18 protein-coding genes are annotated in these 21,585 nt (G+C 71.6%); 10 read left to right on the top strand and 8 right to left on the bottom strand.

Annotation, left to right across the window (positions count from 1 at the left end; all coding sequences use genetic code 11):
• Positions 1–41 precede the first annotated feature (41 nt).
• The gene (locus ACIG5F_RS32810; RefSeq protein WP_396523804.1) at positions 42–1,058 is read right to left on the bottom strand and encodes a hypothetical protein; all 1,017 of its coding nucleotides are present in this window, start codon (positions 1,056–1,058) and stop codon (positions 42–44) included.
• Between the two features lie 166 nt (positions 1,059–1,224).
• Here ACIG5F_RS32810 and ACIG5F_RS32815 point away from each other — a divergent pair, with 166 nt between their 5' ends.
• From ACIG5F_RS32815 to ACIG5F_RS32830, 4 genes are all read left to right on the top strand, one after another.
• On the top strand, positions 1,225–2,670 hold the full coding sequence (locus tag ACIG5F_RS32815; RefSeq protein ID WP_396523805.1) for an MFS transporter: 1,446 nt from the start codon (positions 1,225–1,227) through the stop codon (positions 2,668–2,670).
• A complete protein-coding gene (locus ACIG5F_RS32820) occupies positions 2,667–3,080 on the top strand; it encodes a MarR family transcriptional regulator (protein ID WP_396523806.1) in 414 nt (137 codons plus the stop codon). Before ACIG5F_RS32815 ends, ACIG5F_RS32820 begins: the two co-directional genes overlap by 4 nt.
• 1 nt (position 3,081) lies before the next feature.
• The gene (locus ACIG5F_RS32825) at positions 3,082–5,895 is read left to right on the top strand and encodes a DEAD/DEAH box helicase (RefSeq protein WP_396523807.1); all 2,814 of its coding nucleotides are present in this window, start codon (positions 3,082–3,084) and stop codon (positions 5,893–5,895) included.
• 114 nt (positions 5,896–6,009) lie between these two features.
• Positions 6,010–6,702, top strand: a complete 693-nt coding sequence (locus ACIG5F_RS32830) for a hypothetical protein (protein ID WP_396523808.1) — start codon at positions 6,010–6,012, stop codon at positions 6,700–6,702.
• Here the strand turns inward: ACIG5F_RS32830 and ACIG5F_RS32835 are convergent.
• Complete coding sequence (locus ACIG5F_RS32835) at positions 6,699–7,310, bottom strand: hypothetical protein (RefSeq protein ID WP_396523809.1); 612 nt, start codon at positions 7,308–7,310, stop codon at positions 6,699–6,701. The two genes, ACIG5F_RS32830 and ACIG5F_RS32835, sit on opposite strands and share 4 nt — an antisense overlap.
• A 46-nt stretch (positions 7,311–7,356) precedes the next feature.
• The gene (locus ACIG5F_RS32840; RefSeq protein WP_396523810.1) at positions 7,357–8,439 is read right to left on the bottom strand and encodes a DnaJ domain-containing protein; all 1,083 of its coding nucleotides are present in this window, start codon (positions 8,437–8,439) and stop codon (positions 7,357–7,359) included.
• A gap of 82 nt (positions 8,440–8,521) precedes the next feature.
• Here ACIG5F_RS32840 and ACIG5F_RS32845 point away from each other — a divergent pair, with 82 nt between their 5' ends.
• On the top strand, positions 8,522–8,950 hold the full coding sequence (locus ACIG5F_RS32845) for a DUF5666 domain-containing protein (protein WP_396523811.1): 429 nt from the start codon (positions 8,522–8,524) through the stop codon (positions 8,948–8,950).
• A gap of 19 nt (positions 8,951–8,969) precedes the next feature.
• Here ACIG5F_RS32845 and ACIG5F_RS32850 read toward each other — a convergent pair whose 3' ends face one another.
• Positions 8,970–9,455: a ClpX C4-type zinc finger protein gene (locus ACIG5F_RS32850; protein WP_396523812.1), complete on the bottom strand. Its 486-nt coding sequence runs from the start codon at positions 9,453–9,455 to the stop codon at positions 8,970–8,972.
• A 47-nt stretch (positions 9,456–9,502) separates the two neighbouring features.
• On the opposite strand from ACIG5F_RS32850, the gene ACIG5F_RS32855 reads away from it, so the two are divergent.
• Positions 9,503–9,967: a DUF3995 domain-containing protein gene (locus ACIG5F_RS32855; protein ID WP_396523813.1), complete on the top strand. Its 465-nt coding sequence runs from the start codon at positions 9,503–9,505 to the stop codon at positions 9,965–9,967.
• Here the strand turns inward: ACIG5F_RS32855 and ACIG5F_RS32860 are convergent.
• The 3 genes from ACIG5F_RS32860 to ACIG5F_RS32870 are packed head-to-tail and all read right to left on the bottom strand — an operon-like array spanning position 9,876 to position 13,185.
• Entirely contained in the window at positions 9,876–10,736 is an 861-nt protein-coding gene (locus ACIG5F_RS32860) for an HpcH/HpaI aldolase/citrate lyase family protein (RefSeq protein ID WP_396523873.1), read from the bottom strand. The genes ACIG5F_RS32855 and ACIG5F_RS32860 overlap by 92 nt on opposite strands.
• 1 nt (position 10,737) lies before the next feature.
• Positions 10,738–11,799 carry an HpcH/HpaI aldolase/citrate lyase family protein gene (locus tag ACIG5F_RS32865; protein WP_396523814.1) on the bottom strand — a complete coding sequence of 354 codons (1,062 nt, stop codon included), beginning with the start codon at positions 11,797–11,799 and terminating at the stop codon, positions 10,738–10,740.
• 6 nt (positions 11,800–11,805) lie between these two features.
• Positions 11,806–13,185 carry a citrate/2-methylcitrate synthase gene (locus tag ACIG5F_RS32870; protein WP_396523815.1) on the bottom strand — a complete coding sequence of 460 codons (1,380 nt, stop codon included), beginning with the start codon at positions 13,183–13,185 and terminating at the stop codon, positions 11,806–11,808.
• 92 nt (positions 13,186–13,277) lie between these two features.
• Between ACIG5F_RS32870 and ACIG5F_RS32875 the strand changes: the two genes are divergently transcribed.
• Positions 13,278–14,426: a citrate/2-methylcitrate synthase gene (locus ACIG5F_RS32875; protein ID WP_396523816.1), complete on the top strand. Its 1,149-nt coding sequence runs from the start codon at positions 13,278–13,280 to the stop codon at positions 14,424–14,426.
• A gap of 7 nt (positions 14,427–14,433) precedes the next feature.
• On the opposite strand, the gene ACIG5F_RS32880 is transcribed toward ACIG5F_RS32875, so the two are convergent.
• Positions 14,434–15,432 carry a DMT family transporter gene (locus tag ACIG5F_RS32880; RefSeq protein ID WP_396523817.1) on the bottom strand — a complete coding sequence of 333 codons (999 nt, stop codon included), beginning with the start codon at positions 15,430–15,432 and terminating at the stop codon, positions 14,434–14,436.
• On the opposite strand from ACIG5F_RS32880, the gene ACIG5F_RS32885 reads away from it, so the two are divergent.
• The 3 genes from ACIG5F_RS32885 to ACIG5F_RS32895 all read left to right on the top strand — a co-directional run bounded on the left by ACIG5F_RS32885 (position 15,431) and on the right by ACIG5F_RS32895 (position 21,540).
• On the top strand, positions 15,431–16,840 hold the full coding sequence (locus tag ACIG5F_RS32885; RefSeq protein WP_396523818.1) for a PLP-dependent aminotransferase family protein: 1,410 nt from the start codon (positions 15,431–15,433) through the stop codon (positions 16,838–16,840). The genes ACIG5F_RS32880 and ACIG5F_RS32885 overlap by 2 nt on opposite strands.
• Before the next feature lie 148 nt (positions 16,841–16,988).
• The gene (locus ACIG5F_RS32890; RefSeq protein ID WP_396523819.1) at positions 16,989–17,480 is read left to right on the top strand and encodes an SET domain-containing protein-lysine N-methyltransferase; all 492 of its coding nucleotides are present in this window, start codon (positions 16,989–16,991) and stop codon (positions 17,478–17,480) included.
• Positions 17,464–21,540, top strand: a complete 4,077-nt coding sequence (locus ACIG5F_RS32895; RefSeq protein ID WP_396523820.1) for an amino acid adenylation domain-containing protein — start codon at positions 17,464–17,466, stop codon at positions 21,538–21,540. Before ACIG5F_RS32890 ends, ACIG5F_RS32895 begins: the two co-directional genes overlap by 17 nt.
• Positions 21,541–21,585: the final 45 nt, after the last annotated feature.

A 21,585-nucleotide genomic window follows, 5' to 3' on the forward strand; every position in this document is an offset into this window, starting at 1 on the left:
GTGCGGGAAGGCAACCCCCTTGAGCCGATCAGCCCCAGGGCTCAGCGGGCCACACCGATGCTGCCGGCCATCTCGGCGCGCGGCCGCGGCGCGCACAGCCGCAGCAGCCGTTGGTTCACCGCCGCCAGCGCACGCATGTCCCCGGCCCGCACCGCCCGGTCCCCCTCGGTGATCAGCCGGGTGGCCTCGCCGGACGCGGGAACGCTGCCCAGCGCGGCATAGAACAGCTTGACCGGCCAGTCCGGCGCGCGCCGTTCCAACTCGACCACCAGCTCGACGGCGCGTTCGGTCTGCGTCCGCACCGCCGCCGGATCCTGGTTCCGGATGGCGGCGCGGGCCCGGACGGTCAGCGCGGCCAACTGCAACCGCTCCTTCGACCCGCCATGGGCGACACACAGGCGTTCCGCTTCGCCGATCAGCTCCCGCAAGTCGTGGACCTGCCGGGTGATGCCGACGGCGTCCTCGATGTCGTCCAGCCACGACTGGATGTCCCGCAACCGCTCCTCGGCCCGCCACGCCGCACTCGGATCCGCCCGGGCCGCCACCATCTCCTCCCACGCGATCCCCATGGCGTTGCTCGATTCCAGCGCCGCCAGGCCTCTTGCGGCCTCGGGCGAACCACTGGCCCGCAGCTCGTCCAACCGCTCCTGGGCCTCCACCAACAGAATCTCCACCACCTCGGGCGCCTGGGCCCGCGGCGGGGAGAAGTCGAACTCGGCCCGCACCCGCACGCCCGGCGCGGCAACGGACACGTCGAGCCCGGCGGCCACGGTGAAGGTCACCTCGACCTCGGCGCCTTCAGGTAGATCGGCCCGCAGGTCACGGGCGCGGATCAGGACCACACCGACCTCGTGGTTGCGGTCCGCGCGCCGACGTTCGCCCTGCACCACCGGAATCCGGATCGCCTGGCGAAAGTCGGTGCGCCGCAACGCCCCCGTGGTGCGCAACCGCTCGGTGCGGGACGCGGGCAGCGGCGTCCCCCTGGCCATCAGGGTGGCGAATTCCCGGTTGTGCAACTGAATGCCGAGCGAATGCGCCAGTAAGCCGGTCTCGACCACGCCGTCCCCCTCACGACATCATCACCGCCCGTTGTAGCGCAACCCGCCCGGGACCGGTCCCGAGGTGGCCACCGGGGCCCGTGAACGGGCTCACGGTTCCGCGTCGCCCAAAATAGTTGTACGCTGATAATTATTACAGTCGTAGAACTACCTTGAGGGGGCGCTGGTGCCCGAGCTCAGCCGTGGCCGGCGGCGACTCATCCTGGCGATCTGCTGCATGAGCCTGTTCATCGTCGGCCTGGACAACACGATCGTGAACCTGGCCCTGCCGTCCATCCAGCGTGACCTGCACGCCTCGATCTCCAGCCTCCAGTGGACCATCGACGCCTACGTGCTGGTGCTGGCCAGCCTGCTGATGCTGGCCGGCTCGACCGCCGACCGGGTCGGCCGCCGCCGCACCTTCCAGACCGGCCTGACCCTGTTCGGCCTGGGCTCGCTGCTGTGCAGCGTGGCCCCCAGCGCCGGCTGGCTGATCGTCTTCCGCATGGTGCAGGCGGTCGGCGGCTCGATGCTCAACCCCGTGGCGATGTCGATCATCACCAACACCTTCACCGACAACCGGGAGCGGGCCAGGGCCATCGGCGTGTGGGGCGGCGTGATCGGCCTGAGCATGGCGCTCGGCCCGCTGGTCGGCGGCGCGCTGGTGGAGACCGCCGGCTGGCAGTCGATCTTCTGGATCAACGTGCCGGTGTGCCTCGCCGCGATCGTCCTGGCCGCCCGGTTCGTGCCCGAGTCCCGCTCGCCGCGCCCGCGCCGGCTGGACCCGGTCGGGCAGCTGCTGGTGATCGCGCTGTTCGCCGGCCTGACCTACGGCATCATCGAGGGCCCGGGCCACGGCTGGGGCTCGCCGGAGATCATCGGTTGCTTCGTGCTAGCGGCGCTAGCAGCGCTAGGTTTGGCCGTGTACGAGCCGCGCCGCCGGGAACCGCTGCTCGACCTGCGGTTCTTCCGCAGCGTCCCGTTCTCGGGCACCATCCTGATCGCCATCAGCGGCTTCGCCGCGCTGTCGGGCTACCTGTTCCTCAACGCCCTCTACCTCCAGCAGGTCCGCGGCATGTCGCCGCTGGAGGCCGGCCTGTTCTCGCTGCCGTCGGCCGCCATCACGGCGATCCTGGCGCCGCTGTCCGGCCGGGTCGTGGCCTCCCGTGGCGCCCGGCTGCCACTGATCGTCGCCGGCATCGGCCTCATCGCCAGCGGCCTGATGCTCACCCAGCTGGACGCGAACTGGCCGATTCCGCTGCTGCTGCTCCCGTACGTGGCGTTCGGCATCGGCTTCGGCACGCTCAACGCGCCGATCACCAACACCGCGGTCTCCGGCATGCCCCGCGCGCAGGGCGGCGTGGCGGCGGCGGTGGCCTCGACCAGCCGGCAGCTCGGCGCGGCGCTGGGCGTGGCCATCATCGGCTCGGCCGTCACCTCGCACATCAGCGGCCCGTACGCCACCGGCTTCACGCCGGCCAGCCACCTGGGCTGGTGGATCATGACTGGCTGCGGCGGGCTGGTGCTGGCCATGGGTATCCTGACCACCAGCCGCTGGGCCCGGCGCACCGCCGACACCGCGGCGGCGACGTTTTCCAGCGAGGAGTCCAGGATCGCGGTGACCACCCCATGACCACGCAGACCGCGGCCCGGGCCTGGCGGGCGATGAGAGCGCTGGTGCTGGAGAAGCACGACCGCCGGGCCGAGGTCTGCCAGGCCCTGGACATGAGCTTCATCAAGGTCAAGGCCCTGCGCCGGCTGGCCGAGGGGCCGCTGACGATGCGCGAGCTGACCGACACGCTGGCCATCGACAAGCCGTACACCACGCTGGTGGTGGACTTCCTGGAGGACCGGGGCCTGGTCGAGCGCAGCCGGCACCCCGAGGACCGCCGCTGCAAGGTCGTGACGGTCACCGCGGCCGGCGCGGCCGAGGCGGCCAAGGCCGCCGCGATCATCGACGCGCCGCCGGCCCCGCTGCTGGCGCTGTCCGAGCAGGACGCGACCGAGCTGGACCGGATCCTGGCCAAGCTGGCGGGCGACTGACTTGCTGCTGCACGGCTTGTGCGGGCCGGACGGGCCGGCGCTGTGGGCGGAGGACCCGTCCCTGGCTCGGGCCGCCGACGGCGACACGCACCCGTTCGCCGTGCCGCCGCCGCACGGCAAGGCCGCGGTCCGCACGATCACCTTGCCCTCCACCGAATCCGGGCCGCTGGCCTCGACCGATCCGTCCGACGGGCAGCGGCTGCGGCCGTGGCGGGTGCCGGTCGGCGTGGTCGACGCCGTGACGCTGGCCGAGCTGCCGGCCGACGAACTCGGCGACTCGGCGCGGTTTCTGGCCGACGTCGCCGCGTTCGCCGAGAACCTGGTGTCCCGGGGCCGGGTCGTGCCGGACGAGCGGTCCCGGTGGCGGGCGGTGCTGTCCGGGGTGGACTCGGCCCGGTTCGTCGCCCTGGCCGGGGCGATGCCGCCGGCCTGCCGGGCCGAGTCGTTGGAGTCCGACGCCGGCGCGGTTCTTTCGTCCACTGTGGACCATCTGGTGGATGACGAGGTGCGGCAGCGGCTGGCCGGCGTGCGGCTCGGTCGCGGCCGGACCGAGCTGGACCGCTGGCTGGCCGCGCTGACCGGCGAGCCCAAGTCGTTTCCCGGCCTGGCCCGGCCGTTGGCGGCGTGGCGGGCCAGCCTGCCCTCGGACAGCCCCGTGCGCACGTGTTTCCGGCTCAGCTCGCCCGACCTGGAGGACGACGACTTCTGGCTGCTGGAAGTGCTGTTGCAGTCGGTGGACGACCCCAGCGTGCTGGTGCCGGCCGGGCAGATCTGGCACGGCAACGACGACGTGCTGTACCGGTGGATCGACGACCCGCAGGCGCAGCTGCTGGCCGATCTCGGCCGGGCCAGCCGGCTGCACCGGGGCCTGGAGCAGCTGCTGCGGCAGTCCCAGCCGTCGCAGCTGCGGACGGATGTCGATGGCGCCCATGCGTTTCTGCTCGACGCGCCGCTGCTGACCCAGGCCGGCTTCGCGGTGCTGCTGCCGGCCCGGTGGGGGCATCTCGGCCTGCGGCTGTCGGCGCGCAGCCCGCAGGCGATCGGGACCGTCGGCCGCGAACGGGGCATGGGCCTCGATCTGCTCGTCGACTACAAATGGCAGCTGGCGCTGGGATCCGAGCCGCTGACCGAGGCGGAGATGGCGACGCTGGCCGCCGCCAAGGTGCCCCTGGTGCGGCTGCGCGGACGGTGGCTGCACCTGGACGGCAAGCGTTTGGCGGCCGGGCTGGCGTACCTGAGCCGATCCGGTCGGGGCGCCATGACCGCCGGCGAGGTGCTGTGGGCCGAGCAGGCCGACCTGCCGTTGCCGGTCACCGATGTGCACGCCGAGGGCTGGCTCGGTGCGCTGCTGGCCGAGCACGCCGACAGACGGCTCGAACCCGTGGACCCGCCGGAGTCCTTCGCGGCGACCCTGCGGCCGTACCAGCAGCGGGGATTGGCCTGGCTGAGCCTGATGGACCGGGTCGGGCTCGGCGCCTGCCTGGCCGACGACATGGGGCTGGGCAAGACCGTGCAGCTGCTGGCCCTGGCCGTGGCCACCGCCGGGCGCGGGCCGACGCTGGTGGTGTGCCCGATGTCCGTGGTCGGCAACTGGCAGCGGGAGGCCGAGCGGTTCGCGCCGACGCTGTCCGTGCACGTCCACCACGGCGAGGACCGGGTTTCCGCCGCCGAGCTGGCCGCCTTCGATCTGGTCGTCACCACGTACGGCGTGGCGGCCCGGGATCTGGCGACTCTGTCCGATGTGGACTGGGACCGGGTCGTGCTCGACGAGGCCCAGTACGTCAAGAACAGCTCGTCCGTGCAGGCCAAGGCGGTTCGGGCGCTGCCGGCCCGGCGTCGGGTCGCGCTGACCGGCACGCCCGTGGAGAACCGGCTGGCCGAGCTGTGGTCGGTGATGGACTTCCTCAATCCCGGGCTGCTGCGCACCGAGCACACCTTCCGGGCCCGGTTCGCCGTGCCGATCGAGCGTTTCGGCGACCAGGAGGCGGCCGCCCGGCTGCGTCGCATCACCGGGCCGTTCCTGTTGCGGCGCTTGAAGACCGACCGCTCCGTCATCGACGACCTGCCGGAGAAGTTCGAGGTCAGGCAGCTGTGCAACCTCACCGTCGAGCAGGCCACCCTGTACCAGGCCGTCGTCGACGACATGCTCGGCCGGATCAAGGAAAGCCGTGGCATCAAACGCAAAGGCCTCGTGCTGGCGGCCATGACCAAGCTCAAGCAGGTCTGCAACCACCCGGCCCAGCTGATCGGCGACGGCTCCCCGGTGGCCGGCCGCTCCGGCAAGGTCGCGCGGCTGGAGGAGATCGTCGAGCAGGTGCTGGCCGACGGGGACAAGGTCCTGTGCTTCACCCAGTTCGTCTCCTTCGGACGGATGCTCGTCGGCCATCTGTCGTCGCGGTTCGGCATCGAGGTCCCGTTCCTGCACGGCGGCACCCCGCAACGCGCCCGTGACGAGCTCGTCGCCCGCTTCCAGTCCGACGACGGCCCCTCGGTGCTGCTGGTGTCGCTGAAGGCCGGCGGCACCGGCCTCAACCTCACCGCCGCCAACCATGTCGTGCACCTCGACCGCTGGTGGAACCCCGCCGTCGAGGACCAGGCCACCGACCGCGCCTTCCGCATCGGCCAGCGTCGCGACGTGCAGGTCCGCAAGTTCGTCTGCGTCGGCACCCTGGAGGAACGCATCGACCGCGTCATCGCCGAGAAGCGCGCCCTGGCCCAACTCGTCGTCGGCGCCGGCGAGAGCTGGCTCACCGAGCTGTCCACCACCGAACTGCGCGACCTCATCACCCTCGCCCCGGAGGCCGTCGGTGAATAACGGTCGCCGCCCCGCCCCGCCACTCCCCGCGCCCTACCCCGCCGCACTTCGCCCCACCGCGCCTCACCCCATCCTCCCTTCCGCCACCTTCTTTTCCCCCGCCGGAGGCCGACCGTGACCACCGGACTCGGGTCCCACTTCGTCGCCGTGTTGGAATCGCTCGGCATGGCTTCCCGGCTGCGCCAGGGCCGGCTGGCCGCCCGGGCCGGGCAGGTGCTCAGCATGTCGTTGTCCACCAGCGTGGTCGTCGCCCAGGTGCAGGACGGCTCCCGCACCCACCGCTGCCGCATCGGCATCAAGGCGTTCAGCAAGGCCGAGTGGACGGCCGTCGAGAAAGCCCTGGTCTCCCAGGCCCTCTACACCGCCCGCCTGCTGGCCGGCGAGGTCCCGTACGAGATGTTCGCCGACCTCGGCCTGCGCCTGTTCCCGGACGACATGCGCGAGCTGGCCATGGACTGCACCTGCGACACGTGGGACATGCCCTGCCTGCACCTGGCCGCCGTCTGCCACCTGCTGGCCGAGATGTTCGACCAGGATCCCTTCCAGGCCCTGGCCTGGCGTGGCCGCGGTCGCGAGGAGCTGTTGTCCCGCCTCGGCGATCTCCGCCGCGTCGCCCAGGAACCCCAGCCGGTCAAGGGTTTCTGGCGCATGCAGGGGCCGCCGGCCACGTCGGCCGGCCCGGCCGCCGGCGCCCGCCCCGACGCCGTGCTCGACGAACTGGCTCCCCTGCCCCTGCAACTGCGCGGCGAGCGCGTCGTCGACCTGCTGCGCCCGGCCTACCAAGCCATGGCTCGCGGTGTTCGCTAGGCCAGCCAGTCCCATTCCGTGACCCGGGTGTGGCCGGGCAGGTCGCCCCGGCCGGTCGCCCAGAGCAGGGTGGCCCAGCGGTCGGTGTCGGTCGGCGCGTCGGGGAAGAACCGGGTCAGCAGCCGGTCGCAGAGGTCGGCCGGCGGGGTCCAGGCGATGCCGAGGCCTTGGGCGACATCGTCCATGTGCACCAGGGTTTCGCCGATGGTGATCGCGGCGAAGCCCGCCACGTCGAGCAGGCCGTCGTCGTAGTGCGCGCGGACGGTCGGCGGCGTGGTGCGCACCAGGGAGACCAGGATGCCCCCGCACGAATCGACGACCCGCAGCAGGCCGTCCACCCCGGCGGCCCGGTCGGCGAAGATGATCAGGCCCGGACCGCCGGCGCGGTGCCGGTCCCACGCGAACGGCACCGTCCGGTCGGTGGCCGGCGTCGCCGGGGCGACCTGCGCGGCGTGGAAGAAGAAGTTGTCGGCGATGTGCTCGACCGTTTCCCAACAGGTCCAGGCCAGCGGCCCGGCCGTGGCCTCCCAGTCGGCGTCGCGGGCCCCGCCCAGCGTCGCGACGGTCAACCGCACGGTGTCGGCCACATCGGCCGCGGTGATGGACATCGGCCGAGCCTAGGCCCCGACCGGCGGCCGCCGACACCGAATTCGGTCAGGACACCACTCGGTCCAGCACGGCCCGGAACACGTCACGATCCACAGTGGACGGATCGGCGGCCAGCCACTGCCCCAGCTCCGCCACGAACCGGTGCGGACTCATCGGCGGGGCCAGCGCGTCGTCGGGATCGCCGGTGGTCACCTCGCCGGCCCGGCTCGGGTAGATCAGCACCGCGCCCCGGACCTCGACTTCCGGCAGCAGCTCGGCGAAGGCGTCGATGGAGTCGTCCAGCCGGACCGCGCCGCCGCGGAACGGATGGCCGTTGCGCCACATCGCGCCGGTCTCGTCGGCCTCGTAATGCCCGGGCAGCCACAGCTTCGACTCGATGAGCACCAGCCGATGCCCGCACAGCACGGCGTGGTCCACGTCGGCGAACACCGACTCCGGCAGGCCGAGCCCGTGGAAGATGCGCGCCCCCGGCAGCCGGGTCAGGTACTTGGCCAGCAGCTCGGCGGTGAGCTTCTCGGCCCGGTCACCCGGCAGGCCGAACGACCGGCTGGCGCCGATCTCCGTCGTGAACGACTGGTGCTCGCGCTTGGCGGCCAGCAGACCCCGGCCCATCTGAACCAGCGCCACCACGGTGCCGGCCACCAGAACCAGGACGACGGCCAGTAAAAGGGGACTCAGGTTGATCGCCAACAGGATGGACAGCAACACGATCAGGCTGGCCAGGGCGACCACCACCGGCGCGTGACCGGGGCCGACCTGCGGCACGTAGCGGATCCGCGCGCCGACATCCACCCCGGCCCACCAGGGAATGCCCCGGGGATCGATCCGCGGCAGCTTCGGCACGTAGTTCGGGTCGTCGCCGAAATCCCGCCGCGGCGCCGGTCTTCTCGCGCGCGGGGCGGCGGCCGGCGCCGGCGCCGGCTCGTCGGCGTCGCCGAGGTCGTAGCGGGCGCGTCGGGTCGGATCGGTCAGCGTCTCGTACGCGAGCTGGAGCATGCGGAACGTGCCGGCCGTGCCGCCGGCGTCGGGGTGCATCACCTTGGCCAGCGCACGATAGGCCGACTTCACCTCGGCGGCGGAAGCGCCGCGAGACACCCCGAGCAGTTCGTAGTAGTCGACCTCGGCCACGGCGCACACCCTAGTGCAGCCCCGGAAATGTTGATCATGCAGGTTTCAGGCCAGGTTCAGCCTGGTGGCCCACAGTGGGCTCATGACCCGCAGAACCAGGATCGTGCTCATCACCGGCGCGGCCGTCGCCGCCCTCGTCGCCAGCGGCGGCGTCGCCTACGCCGTGAGCGCTCCCACCACCACCACCACTCCGACCGCCGCCCAGCCCTCCACCGCCAAGCACCACCGCGCCCTGCTCGGCCGTGTCTCCCACGGCGAGGTCACCTTGCGCGGCAAGAACCACCGCGTCGTCGACGTCCAGCGCGGCCAGGTCCAGTCGGTCAGCCCCACCTCGCTCACCGTCAAGAGCGACGACGGCTTCACCGCCACCTACACTGTCGACGCCGACACCAAGATCCGCAAGGCCGGCAAGGCATCCGCCATCACCGACGTCCACAACGGCGACACCGTCGCGGTCGTCGCGACCAAGAGCAACGGCGCCGACACCGCCACCCGCGTCGCCGAGCGGTGACGGCGAGGAACCTGGCGGCTCAGACCTGGGTCGCCAGGACCTCGTCGCAGAACTCCAGGCAGCGGTCGCAGATGCGCGCTCCCGCGGCCTCGGCCAGCCAGCCGTCCTCGGCGGCCGGGCGGTCGCAGAACGAGCAGTCACCGGCGGCGGAGACCGGCGGCGGCTCGGCGCGGAACCGGCGCACACAGCCGTCGCAGACGAAGACCCCGGGGCCGGCGATGAGCCGCTCGACCTCGTCGGCGGTCGCGCCGCAGAACGAGCAGTCGCCGACCTTCAGCCGCGGCTTCCACCCCTCGGTGCCGCCGGCCTCGTCGATCATCTGGTGCACCCGCTGGTGGCTGATGTCCAGCGCCTCGGCGATCTCCCGCAGGGAGGCCCCGGCCAGGTGCAGCCGACGCACCGCGTGGTGGTAGTCGGCCTTGGCGAGTTCGGTGCGCTCCTGCGCCTCGGCCCACTGGTCGGCGGCCGCGCGGGCGTCCCGCAACAGGTCCCGGTCTACCGGCATCTGTCTACCGTACCTAGACAACTCGAACTCGTCTAGCATCACTGGACATGTGGGGGAAGATCGCGGCGTGCTGGTGCGCGCTGTTCGCGGCGCTGCACGTCTACTGGGCCCTCGGCGGAGGCCTCGGGCTGGCCGCCTCGGCCGGCCCGGACCTCGCGGCGCGTCGCCCGCTCTGGTTCGTCCTGTTCGGACTGTGGGGCGTGGCCCTGCTGCTGGGCGCCGGCGCGGCGTTCTGCCTGCTCCGGCACCCGTGGCAGCGGGTCGGTCAGTTCGTCGGGGCCATCCTGTTCGCCCGGGGCCTGGTGATCGAGGTCCTGCTGCTGACCGGGATCGCCGAGGTCAGCGCCGAGGAGCGGTTCTGGAGCCTGGTGCTGTGGAATCCGTGGTTCGCCCTCGGCGGCGTGCTGTGGCTGCTGGCGTTCAACCGATCCCCCCGACGGCGTCGGCGAGCGCGAGCAGCCGGCGGGCGTCGTCGACGTGCAGGTTCTCGATCATCCGCCCATCCACGGTGACCACGCCGTCGCCGCGCGCGGTGGCCTCCTCGAACGCGGCGATGATCCGGCGGGACCGCTCGACCTCGGCCTCGGACGGCGCGAAGGCCCGGTTGCACGGCTCCAGCTGGCCCGGGTGGATCAGCGTCTTGCCGTCGAAGCCGAACTCGCGGCCCTGCCGGCATTCCGCCGCGAACCCGTCGAGATCCCGCACGTCGTTGTAGACGCCGTCGAGGATCTGCTTGCCGTACGCCCGCGCGGCCAGCAACACCAGCGACAGGCTGGTCAGCAGCGGGGCCCGCCCGGGCACGTGCTGGGCCTGCAACTCCTTGGCCAGGTCGTTGGTGCCCATGACCAACACGGTCAGCCGGCTGCTGGCGGCGGCGATCTCCTTGGCGTGCAGGATGGCCACCGGCGACTCCACCATCGCCCAGATCTTCGTGCGGTCCGGCGCTCCTGCCTGCTCCAGCAGGCGTTCCACGACATGCACGTCCGCGGCGGAGTTGACCTTCGGCACCACCACGGCGTCCGGGCCCACCTTGGCGGCGGCGCGCACATCCTCGTCGTGCCAAGGAGTGTCGCAGCCGTTGACCCGGATCGTCAGCTCGCGGTGGCCGTACTCGCCGGAGGCGACCGCGGCGCAGACCCGCTCGCGGGCCGCGGGCTTGGCGTCCGGCGCGACCGCGTCCTCCAGATCCAGGATCAGCGCGTCGGCCGCCAGCGTCTTGGCCTTCTCCAGGGCACGCTCGTTGGCGCCCGGCATGTAGAGCGCCGACCGGCGCGGTCGCAGGTCACTCACTGGTCGCCTCCGCATACGCCTTGGCCAGCTCGGGATCGCGCTCCGCCAGCGCGTCGGCCAGCTCCGCCACCACGCGGCACTGCTTGACGGTGGCGTCGTCCTGCATCTTGCCGTCGATCATGACCGCGCCGGTGCCGTCGCCCATCGCGGCGATCACCTTGCGGGCCCACGCCACCTCGTCCGGCGACGGCGAGAACACCCGGCGGGCGATGTCGATCTGCACCGGGTGCAGGCTCCACGCGCCGACGCAGCCGAGCAGGAAGGCGTTGCGGAACTGGTCCTCGCAGGCGACCACGTCGCGGATGTCGCCGAACGGCCCGTAGTACGGCAGGATCCCGTGCGCCGCGCAGGCGTCCACCATGCGGGCGACCGTGTAGTGCCAGAGGTCCTGCTGGTAGGTCTGCCGGCCGCTGTCGAGGTCGTCGCCCACCGGATCCGTGCGCACCAGGTAGCCGGGGTGGCCGCCGCCGACCCGGGTGGTCTTCATCCGACGGCTCGCCGCCAGGTCGGCCGGGCCCAGCGACAGGCCCTGCATGCGGGGGCTCGCGCCGGCGATCTCCTCCACGTTGGCGACGCCGCGGGCCGTCTCCAGGATGGCGTGCACCAGGATCGGCCTGGTCAGGCCGGCCTTGGCCTCCAACTGGGCGAGCAGCCGGTCCACGTAGTGGATGTCCTCGGCGCCCTCCACCTTCGGCACCATGATCACGTCCAGCTTGTCGCCGATCTCGGTGACAAGCGTGAGCAGGTCGTCCAGGCCCCACGGCGAGTCCAGGCTGTTGACCCGGGTCCACAGCTGCGTCCGCCCGAAGTCGGTGGCCTTGGCGATGGCGACCAGGCCGGCGCGGGAGGCCTCCTTGCGGTCGGCCCGGACCGCGTCCTCCAGGTTGCCGAGCAGCACGTCCACCTTGGACGCGATGTCCGGCGCCTTGGCGGCCATCTTCTCGTTGCCGGGGTCGAAGAAGTGGATCATCCGGGACGGCCGGAACGGGATCTCCCGCAGCGGCTGCGGCGCGCCGACCGCGAGCGGCCGGAAGAAGTCCTTGGCGGAACGCATGGCCGATCATCGCTCCGGACGGTCGCCGGTGTACACGCCGAGTGGTCGAAACCTCAGTCCCGGTTCCCGGTACTCCTCGATCGCGTGGGCCAGCCAGCCGGCCGTGCGGGCCAGCGCGAAGATCGTCTCCCCGGCGTCCGGCCGCAGGCCGTAGACGTGCATCAGCGCGGCCAACGCCAGGTCCACGTTCGGGAACGAGTCCGCCGCGACGATCACCATGTCCACCGTCGGCATCACCTTCGCCGCGTCCGGATGCGCCCGCATCAACCCCAGCAGCACGTCCGCCCTCGGGTCGTGCTCCCGGTAGATCTTGTGCCCGAAGCCCGGAATGCCGCCCGCCCGCTGCCTCTCCGCGACCGCCCGCAGCGGGTTGTCCATCGCCTCCGCCAGGAACCGATAGGCCAGCGTGCTCTGCACCCCGTGATACCGACCGTCCACCGCCCCCAGCCCCGCCGACACCACCGCATACGGGTGGGCCCGGGCACTCGCCGCCACCCTCGCCGCCACCGTCGAAGCCGCCAGGTCGTGGTCGGCGAGAAGCACCAGGGCGATGTTCAGCAACCCGATGTCGACCGGCCGCCCACCCAGCTTCCCGGCCAGCCGCTGGGTGACCAGCGCAAGCCCGTCGCCCCCATGGCCGCCTCCTCGACGATCGCCCTCTCCGCCGTCGCTCTCCCCACCGGCCGCCCCGCTCCCGATAACCCCAGCCTCGCCGACCATCGCGGCTCCACCAGCAGCTCCGATTCCGCCAGTCAGGCCGCGCTCAGCGCCGCGCCCATTCCCATCGGTCGTTCCGTTGTGGCCGACCATGCCGATCCCGCCGGTCGGGCCGCCGGGGAGCGCGTCGGCCAGCACACTGATCAACTTCTGGCCGACGCGGACGACGGCCGGGGTGGACAGGTCGAAGCGGAGCGGATCGACGGCGCCGAGAACCGCGACGGCCACCCTCATCGCGTCGATGGTCCCGGTTTCCGCCGGCAGGGCGGCCAGCGCCGTGCGGACGGTGTCGACGAGACCGCCGTAGTGGGGGAAAACGCGGTTCTTGTCGAGTTCGCCGGTCCAGAGCAGTCCGGCGACGGCCTCGAAGCTGGCGGTCAGCGCGAGTTCGCCGACACTGACGCCGCGGTAGAACAGCAGGTCGTCGTCGAGCAGGGTGAGTTCGGTGCGGATCCGCTCGACGGCCCCGGAGGGCTGCCGGCCGTCGCGGCCGTTGGCGAGGAACTCGTCGATCTCGTCCTGCGCGAAGAAGCTGCCGCGGTGGCCGGGCCGCCGGGTGCTGCGCAGCATGCCTCGGCTGGCGTAGGCGTAGACGGTCGCCGGCTTCACGCCCAACCGGCGCGCGACCTCGGCGGTGGTCAGGTAACGCTCGTCACTCCCGCTCGCCACGACCAGCGACTCCTCGACTCATCTTGACTGTATCAACATTGACAATAGTTGATTGTCAAATCGACAGTGGACCAGTCGAGATGGAGGTTGTCATGGATGTACCGGCTGGTCTACGTGACGTCGTGGTCACCACCACCGAACTGGGCGACGTGCGCGGCGCCGAGGGCTTCTATCACTACCGCGGCTATTCGGCGATCGACCTGGCCCGGACCCGGACGTTGGAGGACGTCTGGTTCCTGTTCGTCGAGGGCCGACTGCCCGACGCCGACGAGCGGCGCGAGTTCGCCGACCACGTCGCCGCGCTCCGTCCGCTGCCCGACGAGGTCCGCGAGGTGCTGCCGGCGATCGCCCGCGCCGGGTCGAAGTTCACCCCGCTGGCCGGACTGCGGACGGCGTTGTCGCTGATCGCCGCCGCCCGTGACCTGCCGCCGGTCTGGGACGCGACGCCGGCGCGCCGCCGGGCCGACGCGCTGCTGGTCAGCGCCGTCACGCCGACGATCCTCGCCGCGCTGCACCGCCTGCGCGCCGGTCTGCCGCCGCTCGAACCCCGTGCGGACTTGTCGGCCGCGGCGAACTGGCTGTACTCCGTCACCGGCGAGATTCCCGACGAAAACCAGGTCTCCGCCGTCCAGAGCTACCTCGTCGCCACTGTCGACCACGGTTTCAACGCCTCCACGTTCACCGCCCGGGTCGTCGCGTCCACCGGCTCGGACGTCGTCTCGGCCGTCGCCGCCGCGATCGGCGCGTTCGTCGGCCCCCTGCACGGCGGCGCTCCGGACCGCGCGCTGGACAGCCTCGACGAGATCGGCTCCCCGGACAAGATCGACGCCTGGGCCCGCGGCAAGGTCGCGGCGGACGACCGGATCATGGGCTTCGGCCACGCCGTCTACCGGACCGAGGATCCCCGGGCGCGGATGCTCCGGGAGATCGCGCTGGACCTGGCGGCCCGGGGCTTCGCGCCGGAGCTGGCCGAGTTCGCCGTCACCGTGGAGCAGCGGATCGTCGACGTCCTGGCCGAGCTCAAGCCGGGCCGGCAGCTGTACGCGAACGTCGAGTTCTACGCCGGCGTCGTGATGGAGCAGTGCGGGATCCCGCGGTCCATGTTCACGCCGACATTCGCCGCCAGCCGGGTCATCGGCTGGACCGCGAACGTGTTGGAGCAGGCCGGCGGCGGCAAGGTCATCCGCCCCGCCGCCCGCTACGTCGGCCCGCCGGCCCCGCTTCCGGTGCCGGCGGCCTGACCGGCCGTCAGCGGGCGCGCTGGGTCATCACCACGCAGCCGAGCACGATGACGGCGACCAGCACCGTGCCGATGTCGACGTGTTCGTGCAGCAGCAATGCCGACCACGTCAGCGTCAGCACCGGCTGCAAGGCCTGGACCTGGCCGATCCGGGCCACTCCGCCTCGGGCGAGCCCCGCGTACCAGGCGAAGAAGCCGAGGAACTGCGAGATGACCGTGAGGTAGGCGAAGCCCAGCCACGCCGTCACCCCCACGGCAGCCAGTCCGTGCGCCGTGACGACGGCGAGCGGAACAGTCACCGGCAACGCCAGGACGAGCGCCCAGCAGATCGTCCGCGCACCACCCAGCTCGCGGGCGAGGGCGCCGCCCTCGGCGTAACCGAGGGCACAGACCACAACCGCGGCGAGGAACCACAGGTCGGCGGTGCGGAAGCCGCCGGCCATCCCGCCGGACACCGCCACGAACCCCAGCACCGCCGCGAATCCCGCGCCGGCCGCCAGCCAGAACATCGCCGACGGCCGTTCACCGCCCCGCACCACCGCGAAGACCGCGGTCGTCGCCGGCAGCAGCGCGACAACCACCGCACCGTGCGCCGCCGTCGCCTGCGTCAGCGCGATCGACGTGAACAACGGAAACCCGATCACCACACCGATCGCCACCACCACCAGCCGCCGAAACTGGGCAGTCGTCGGCCACACCCCGCCACCGGCCCGCGAGCCACCGGCGGACTCGGTTGGCCATGGGCTGCCGCCAGTCCAGACCGGACGCGCCGCGCCGGTGGACACCGGCTTGCCGGAAGAAAGCCGGCGGCTGGATAACGCCAAGTAGCCGGCCGCGAGGATGCCGGCGCCGGCGGCGCGGCCGAATGCGACGAACCATGGGTCGAGGGACTCGACGGCGAGCCTGGTGAAGGGCAGGGAGAGGCTGAAGGCCAGCACGCCGAGCGAGCCGAGCAGGGGCCCGGCCGTTACTCGACTGGAGCCAGTAACGTTATCCTCTACTTTCATGAATGAGGATAACGCAGAGCAGGGTGTTATCCGACTGCTCCGTGCCGCGGCTCACGGCGTGGGACCGGGCGGTCGGCTGCCGTCGGTACGGGCGATCATGCAGGAGCTGCGGGTGTCGCCGGTGACGGTGCAGCACGCGATGCGCCGGCTGGAGACCGAGGGCGTTATCGAGGTCCGGGCCAGCAAGGGGGCCTTCGCCGGCCGGAAGCGGGCGGAGCCCGAGGCGCCGGATCTGGAGTGGCAGGCGGTGGCGCTGGGGGCGAAGCCGCCGGGCGAGGAGTCGCTGCGGGATCTGATGGCCATGCCCAGCCCGGAAATGGTGCCGCTGAGCGGGGGTTACCTGGATCCGGAGCTGCAACCGGTGGCAGCCCTCGGGGCGGCGCTGGGTCGGGCGTCGCGGCGGCCGGAGGCGTGGGCGCGGGGACCGGTCGAGGGCCGGGAGGAGCTCCGGGCGTGGTTCGCCCGCCAGGCGGGCGGTGCTTTCCGGGCGGCGGACATGGTGGTGTGCCCGGGCGGCCAGGCGGCGTTGTCGACGGCGTTCCGGGCGTTGGCCGCGCCGGGCGACGCGGTGCTGGTCGAGGCACCCACATATCTGGGCGCGATCGCCACTGCGCGCAGCTCGGGCCTGCAAGTCGTCGCGGTGCCCGCGGACTCCGACGGCGTACGCCCCGATCTGCTCGACGCCGCTTTCACCCGCACCGGCGCGAAGGTCTTCTACTGCCAGCCCCTCTACGCCAATCCCCATGGCGCGGTGCTGTCGCGCGAGCGTCGGCCAGAAGTCCTATCAGTGCTAGCGAAACACGGCGCGTTCGTGATCGAGGACGACTTCGCCCGCGACATGGTCATCGACGGCACTCCGCCGCCACCGCTGGCCGCCGAGGACGTCCATGGCCACGTCATCTACCTGCGTTCGCTGACCAAATGCGCCGCACCCGGCCTTCGCGTCGCCGCCATCGGCGCTCGTGGCGCCGCCGGCGCCCGGCTCCGCAGCGCCCGGGTCCTCGACGACTTCTTCGTCGCCGGCCCGCTCCAGCTAGCAGCGCTAGAACTGCTGTCATCGCCAGCCTGGCAACGTCACCTCCGGGCGCTCCGCCCCGCGCTCAAGGCCCGTCGCGACGCCCTTCTCACCGCCCTGGCCACCGAACTCCCCCAACTCCGCCCGGTCACCGTCCCCTCCGGCGGCATGCAGGCCTGGGTCCGCCTGCCCGACGGCCTCGACGACCTCGCCCTCACCTCGGCGGCGGCCGCCCACGGCGTCGTCGTCTCCGCCGGCCGTCCCTGGTACGCCACCGACCCGCCCGCCGCCCACCTCCGCCTCACCTTCGCCGGCGCACCCCCAGAGGTCCTGATCGACGGCGTGCACCGACTGGCCGGCGCGGCCGCCGCCCTCGGCCTGCCATCCGCCTGACCCGCGTCCCGACGGATGAGTGTTGGCGAAAGGTGGCGAAAGCGATCGCATCGTCCGACATATCCGAATGTTTCCCCTGCTCACCGGTGAACCGGGAGGTGGACGCGCCACGTAGTGCTCACAGGAAACTACCAGGGAGGATCCGGCGATGACAGCAACGGACACCAGGGACGGATTCGCGGTCGTGCGGGCGGGCGGGGAATTCCGGCTCGTGGCATTGCGGGAATTCGCGATCGGGAGCCGTCTTTTCGCGGTGGACGGACAGGTCACGGAGGCGCCCACCCGGTATTCGGTGCAGGTGGGCACGGGAATTCACCTCGACCTCCCGGGAGGGCACGCGCCGGAGGAGATGATGGACCGCTTCTTCTGGCGGTTCACCAACCACAGCTGCGCCCCGAACGCCCAGCTCCGGGGCCGCGAGTTCTTCGCGCTGCGGCCGATCGAGCGGTGGCAGGAGATCACCTTCCACTACGACACGACCGAGTACGAGATGGCGGAGCCCTTCGACTGCCGGTGCGGGGAAAGCAGCTGCTTCGGCCGCATTCAGGGATTCCGGTTCCGCACGGCGGAGGAGCGCGAGGCACTGCGCCCGCTGCTGGCCGACCACCTCCAGGCAATGGTCAATGTCGTCCACCGCTGACCCGGCGATCCTGCCGGACTTCCTGGCGAGGGCGGCGCAGCGCTGGCCGGACGCCACGGCGGTGGACGTGCCGCCGGCGGCGAGCCGGCCGAACCGCGAGACGCTGACGTACGCGGAGCTGAAGCACGAGTCGGAGTTGCTGGCCGGCGTGGTGCACCTGGCGGTGGGCCGAGGATCGGTGGCGGCGATCATGCTGGGCCGCACCACGCCCCGCCTGTACGTGGCGCAGCTGGCGGTCCTGAGGGCCGCGGCGGCGTACGTGTGCGTGGACCCGGCGTTCCCGGACGACCAGGTGACGCACATCCTCAGCGACTCCCGGGCGCGGGCGCTGCTGACCGACGCGGCGGGGGCGGAGCGGGCGACCCAGATCGGCTACCCGGGCCCGATCATCCGCGTCGACCTGCCGCTGACCACGCCGGCACTGCCGCTGCCGGAGCCGCCGGCCCCCGGGGACGTCGCCTACATCATCTACACGTCGGGCAGCACGGGCCGGCCGAAGGGGGTGATGATCCCCCACCGCGGCGCGGCGAACCTGGTCGGCGGCGACGTGACGGAGTTCGACCTCGGGCCGGGAGACCGTGTGGCACAAGGGTCTTCACCGGCCTACGACTCCTCGGTCGAAGAGATCTGGATGGCGCTGGCCACCGGCGCGACAGTGGTCTCGATGGACGACGAGACGGCGAGGCTCGGTCCGGATCTGGTGCCGTGGCTGCGAAACGAGCGCATCACGGTGCTGTGCCCGCCGCCGACGTTGTTGCGTGCCACGGGTTGTGCCGATCCACGCACGGAACTGCTGCACCTGCGGCTGCTGTACGTCGGCGGTGAGGCACTGCCGGAAGATGTCGCCGAGCGCTGGTCGCTGGGCCGTCGGATGGTCAACGGCTACGGCCCGACGGAGTGCACGGTCACCTGCATGCGCCAGGACATCGTGCCGGGCGAGCCGGTGGCGATCGGCCAGCCGGTGCCGGGCATGTCGGCCTGGGCGTTGGACGACAAGCTGGAACCTGTTGCCCCGGGCGACAAAGGCGAGCTGTGCATGGGCGGCGCCGGGCTGGCGGTGGGCTATCTGAACCAGCCGGAGCTGACGGCGGCGAAGTTCGTCGATCACCCTGAGCTGGGCCGGATCTACCGCACGGGCGATCTCGTGCACGCCGAGCCGAACGGGACTTTCTTCTATCACGGCCGAATCGACTCACAGGTGAAGCTGCGGGGCTACCGCATCGAACTGGAGGCGATCGAGGCGGTCCTGGCCCGCTGTCCCGGAATTCGCGAGGCCGCCTGCCGAGTGCAGGGCGAGGGCGCGACGGAAATGCTGGCCGCACATGTGGTTCCGGTCGATCCGCGCAAGCCGCCGCATGTCGACCAGCTCAAGTCCGAGCTGCGCAAGGCTCTTCCGACCTACATGATGCCGGGCGCCTTCGGCGTCATCGACGAACTTCCTCGCACGGCGGGCGGAAAGCTGCGCCGCAGCGAGCTTCCAGTGCTCAGGTCGCAGCGTTCACGCAAGCCGGGCACGGGTTCCGCGCCGGCCGACCCGATCACGCTGTTCATCGCCGAATCCGTGCAGGCGGTCCTTCAGCTGCCCGATCTGCCCGGCGCGGACGACGACTTCTTCACCGATCTCGGCGGCAGCTCGCTCAACGGCGCGATGCTGATCACCAAGCTGCGTGCGAATCCCGCCACCGCGTCGATCACCGTGCGGGATCTCTACGAGACGCGCACGGTCGGCCAACTGGTGGGTCGAGCCGTGCCCGACACCGAATCCGCCGGCAAGCAAAGGGAACGGCACACCGTCGACGTGATCGGCGCGACCGTGGCGCAGGCGCTGTGGCTGGCGCTGGAGCTGGCCATCGGCTCGATCGCCGCGTATGTCGGCGTGTTCTGGGTGATCCCGTGGCTGTCCGACCACATCGGACTGAGCGGGCTGGTCTTCCTCACGCCGGTGCTGCTGAGCGTCATCCGGCTGGCGATCACGCCGCTGTCCATCGAGATCGCGGTGCGCGCCAAGCGATTGCTGATCGGGAAGTACACCGCGGTGCGCACGCCGGTGTGGAGTCCGTTCCACGTCAGGATCTGGCTCGTCCGGCAGTTCATGCGGTTCATCCCGTGGGGCACGATCGCCGGCACCGAGTACACGTCGATCGTGCTGCGCAAGCTGGGGGCGCGCGTCGGCGAGCGCGTGCACATCCACCGCGGCGTCAACCTCCAGCAGGGCGGCTGGGATCTGCTGGACATCGGCGACGACGTGACCGTCAGCCAGGACGCCTTGCTCGGCCTGGTGCACCTGGAACAGGGCCAGGTGGTGATCGGCCCGGTGACGATCGACAGCGGCGCGACGATCGACATCCGGGCCGGCGTCGGGCCGCACGCCCGTGTGGGCCGCAACGCGTGGCTGTCGGCCTTGTCCCATCTGGCCACCGGAAGCACGGTGCCCGAGGGTGAACGATGGGACGGCGCGCCGGCCAAACCGGCCGGTCAGGCCGAGGATCCGCCGGCGCTGACCACAAAGGGCATGGTGCTCTCGCCGAAGGCCCACGGGCTGGCGATGATCCTCAGCCGCAACGTGCTGAGCCTGGTGCTGGCCCTGCCGTATGCGCTGATCGCCGCCTTCGTGGCCGGCAGTCTGGACCTGTCGTACGAGACTCTCCTTACGGCGCTGGAGAATCCGTTCGACCATGTCGCGCTGTTGGTGATCATCGGCGTCTGCGCGTGCCTCGCGCTGGTGTACGAGGTGGCACTGGAGGCGATCGTGTCGCGGGCGCTCGGGCCGGTGCAGCCGGGCGTGATCAACCGCTACAGCCTCGGCTACATCCGGGTGTGGTTGAAGACCGGCCTGGTCGACTCGGCCGGAAAGTGGCTGTCCGGCGGCATCTTCTGGCCGGTGTGGCTGCGAGCGGCCGGCATGCGCCTGGGGCCGGACTGCGAGATCAGCACGATCATCGACGTGATCCCGGAGCTGATCGCCATCGACGGCGACACGTTCTTCGCCGACGGCATCTACCTCGGCGGGCCCCGGGTGCAGCGCGGCACCGTGACGCTGGCCGAGGTGTCGTTGGGCACCAACACCTTCCTCGGCAACCACGCGGTGATCGCCGCCGGCCAGCGGCTGCCGTCGGACATCCTGATCGGCATCTCCACCGTCGCCGACGACCGGCTGGTCCGGCCGGGCACGTCCTGGTTCGGTCACCCGCCGTTCGAGCTGCCGCAGCGGGAGATCATCAGCGTCGACCGGTCGCTCACCCACGAGCCCTCGCTGATCCGCGTGATCAACCGGAACTTCTGGGAGTGGCTCCGGTTCACCCTGCCGCTGGTGCCGCTGGCCGCGGTGGCACTGTGGACGGTCGGCGTGCGCAAGGCCGACGAGTACCTGGACATGCCGGCGTTCCTGCTGCTCGGCGTGCCCGCGGTCACCTTCCTCACCGGCGCGTTCCTGTGCCTGACCATCCTGGCGATGAAGTGGGCGCTGCTGGGCCGGGTCAAGGAAGGCACCCACGCGCTGTGGTCGTGCTGGGCCAGCCGGTGGGACTTCCTCTACGTGGCCTGGGGTTTCATCGCCGGCAAGCCGCTGTCGGCGCTGGAGGGCACGCTGCTGCTGCCGATCTACCTGCGCTGGATCGGCGTCAAGATCGGCCGGAAGGTGGCGCTGGGCGAGGGTTTCGCCCAGATCGTCGACCCGGACATGCTGGAGTTCGGCGACGGCGCGACGGTCAACGCGATGTTCCAGGCCCACACCTTCGAGGACCGGGTGCTCAAGATCGGTCACGTCAAGGTGGGCGCGCACGCCACGCTGGGCGACGCCACGGTCCCGTTGTACGGCGCGGTGGTCGGCGAGCACACCACGGTCGCGCCGCACAGCGTGATCATGAAGCACGAGCACCTGCTGCCCGGCCTGCGCTACGAGGGCGCGCCGACCCGGCGGCGCGGGGACGAGGAGGCCGAGCCGGTGGGCATCGGCCGCCACAAGCTCGACGGTCCACTATGGACTGTGCAGCCGGTGGTGGTCGGGGTGGCCCGACACCGGATCCCGCGCGCCAAGCCGGGCAAGTCAGCGCCGAGATGAGGACGAACGGGCAAATACCAAGACGCGCGTACGGTTAAAGAACTA

The sequence above is a fragment of the Kutzneria sp. NPDC052558 genome, assembly GCF_044547355.1.
Lineage (GTDB): Bacteria > Actinomycetota > Actinomycetes > Mycobacteriales > Pseudonocardiaceae > Kutzneria.

Coding starts and splice junctions, on each gene's coding strand:
- ACIG5F_RS32835 (WP_396523809.1), bottom strand. CDS start 7,310: ATGTCCATCACCGCGGCCGATGTGGCCGACACCGTGCGGTTGACCGTC.
- ACIG5F_RS32885 (WP_396523818.1), top strand. CDS start 15,431: ATGAATGAGGATAACGCAGAGCAGGGTGTTATCCGACTGCTCCGTGCC.
- ACIG5F_RS32820 (WP_396523806.1), top strand. CDS start 2,667: ATGACCACGCAGACCGCGGCCCGGGCCTGGCGGGCGATGAGAGCGCTG.
- ACIG5F_RS32855 (WP_396523813.1), top strand. CDS start 9,503: ATGTGGGGGAAGATCGCGGCGTGCTGGTGCGCGCTGTTCGCGGCGCTG.
- ACIG5F_RS32875 (WP_396523816.1), top strand. CDS start 13,278: ATGGATGTACCGGCTGGTCTACGTGACGTCGTGGTCACCACCACCGAA.
- ACIG5F_RS32850 (WP_396523812.1), bottom strand. CDS start 9,455: ATGCCGGTAGACCGGGACCTGTTGCGGGACGCCCGCGCGGCCGCCGAC.
- ACIG5F_RS32845 (WP_396523811.1), top strand. CDS start 8,522: ATGACCCGCAGAACCAGGATCGTGCTCATCACCGGCGCGGCCGTCGCC.
- ACIG5F_RS32890 (WP_396523819.1), top strand. CDS start 16,989: ATGACAGCAACGGACACCAGGGACGGATTCGCGGTCGTGCGGGCGGGC.
- ACIG5F_RS32880 (WP_396523817.1), bottom strand. CDS start 15,432: ATGAAAGTAGAGGATAACGTTACTGGCTCCAGTCGAGTAACGGCCGGG.
- ACIG5F_RS32895 (WP_396523820.1), top strand. CDS start 17,464: ATGTCGTCCACCGCTGACCCGGCGATCCTGCCGGACTTCCTGGCGAGG.
- ACIG5F_RS32865 (WP_396523814.1), bottom strand. CDS start 11,799: ATGCGTTCCGCCAAGGACTTCTTCCGGCCGCTCGCGGTCGGCGCGCCG.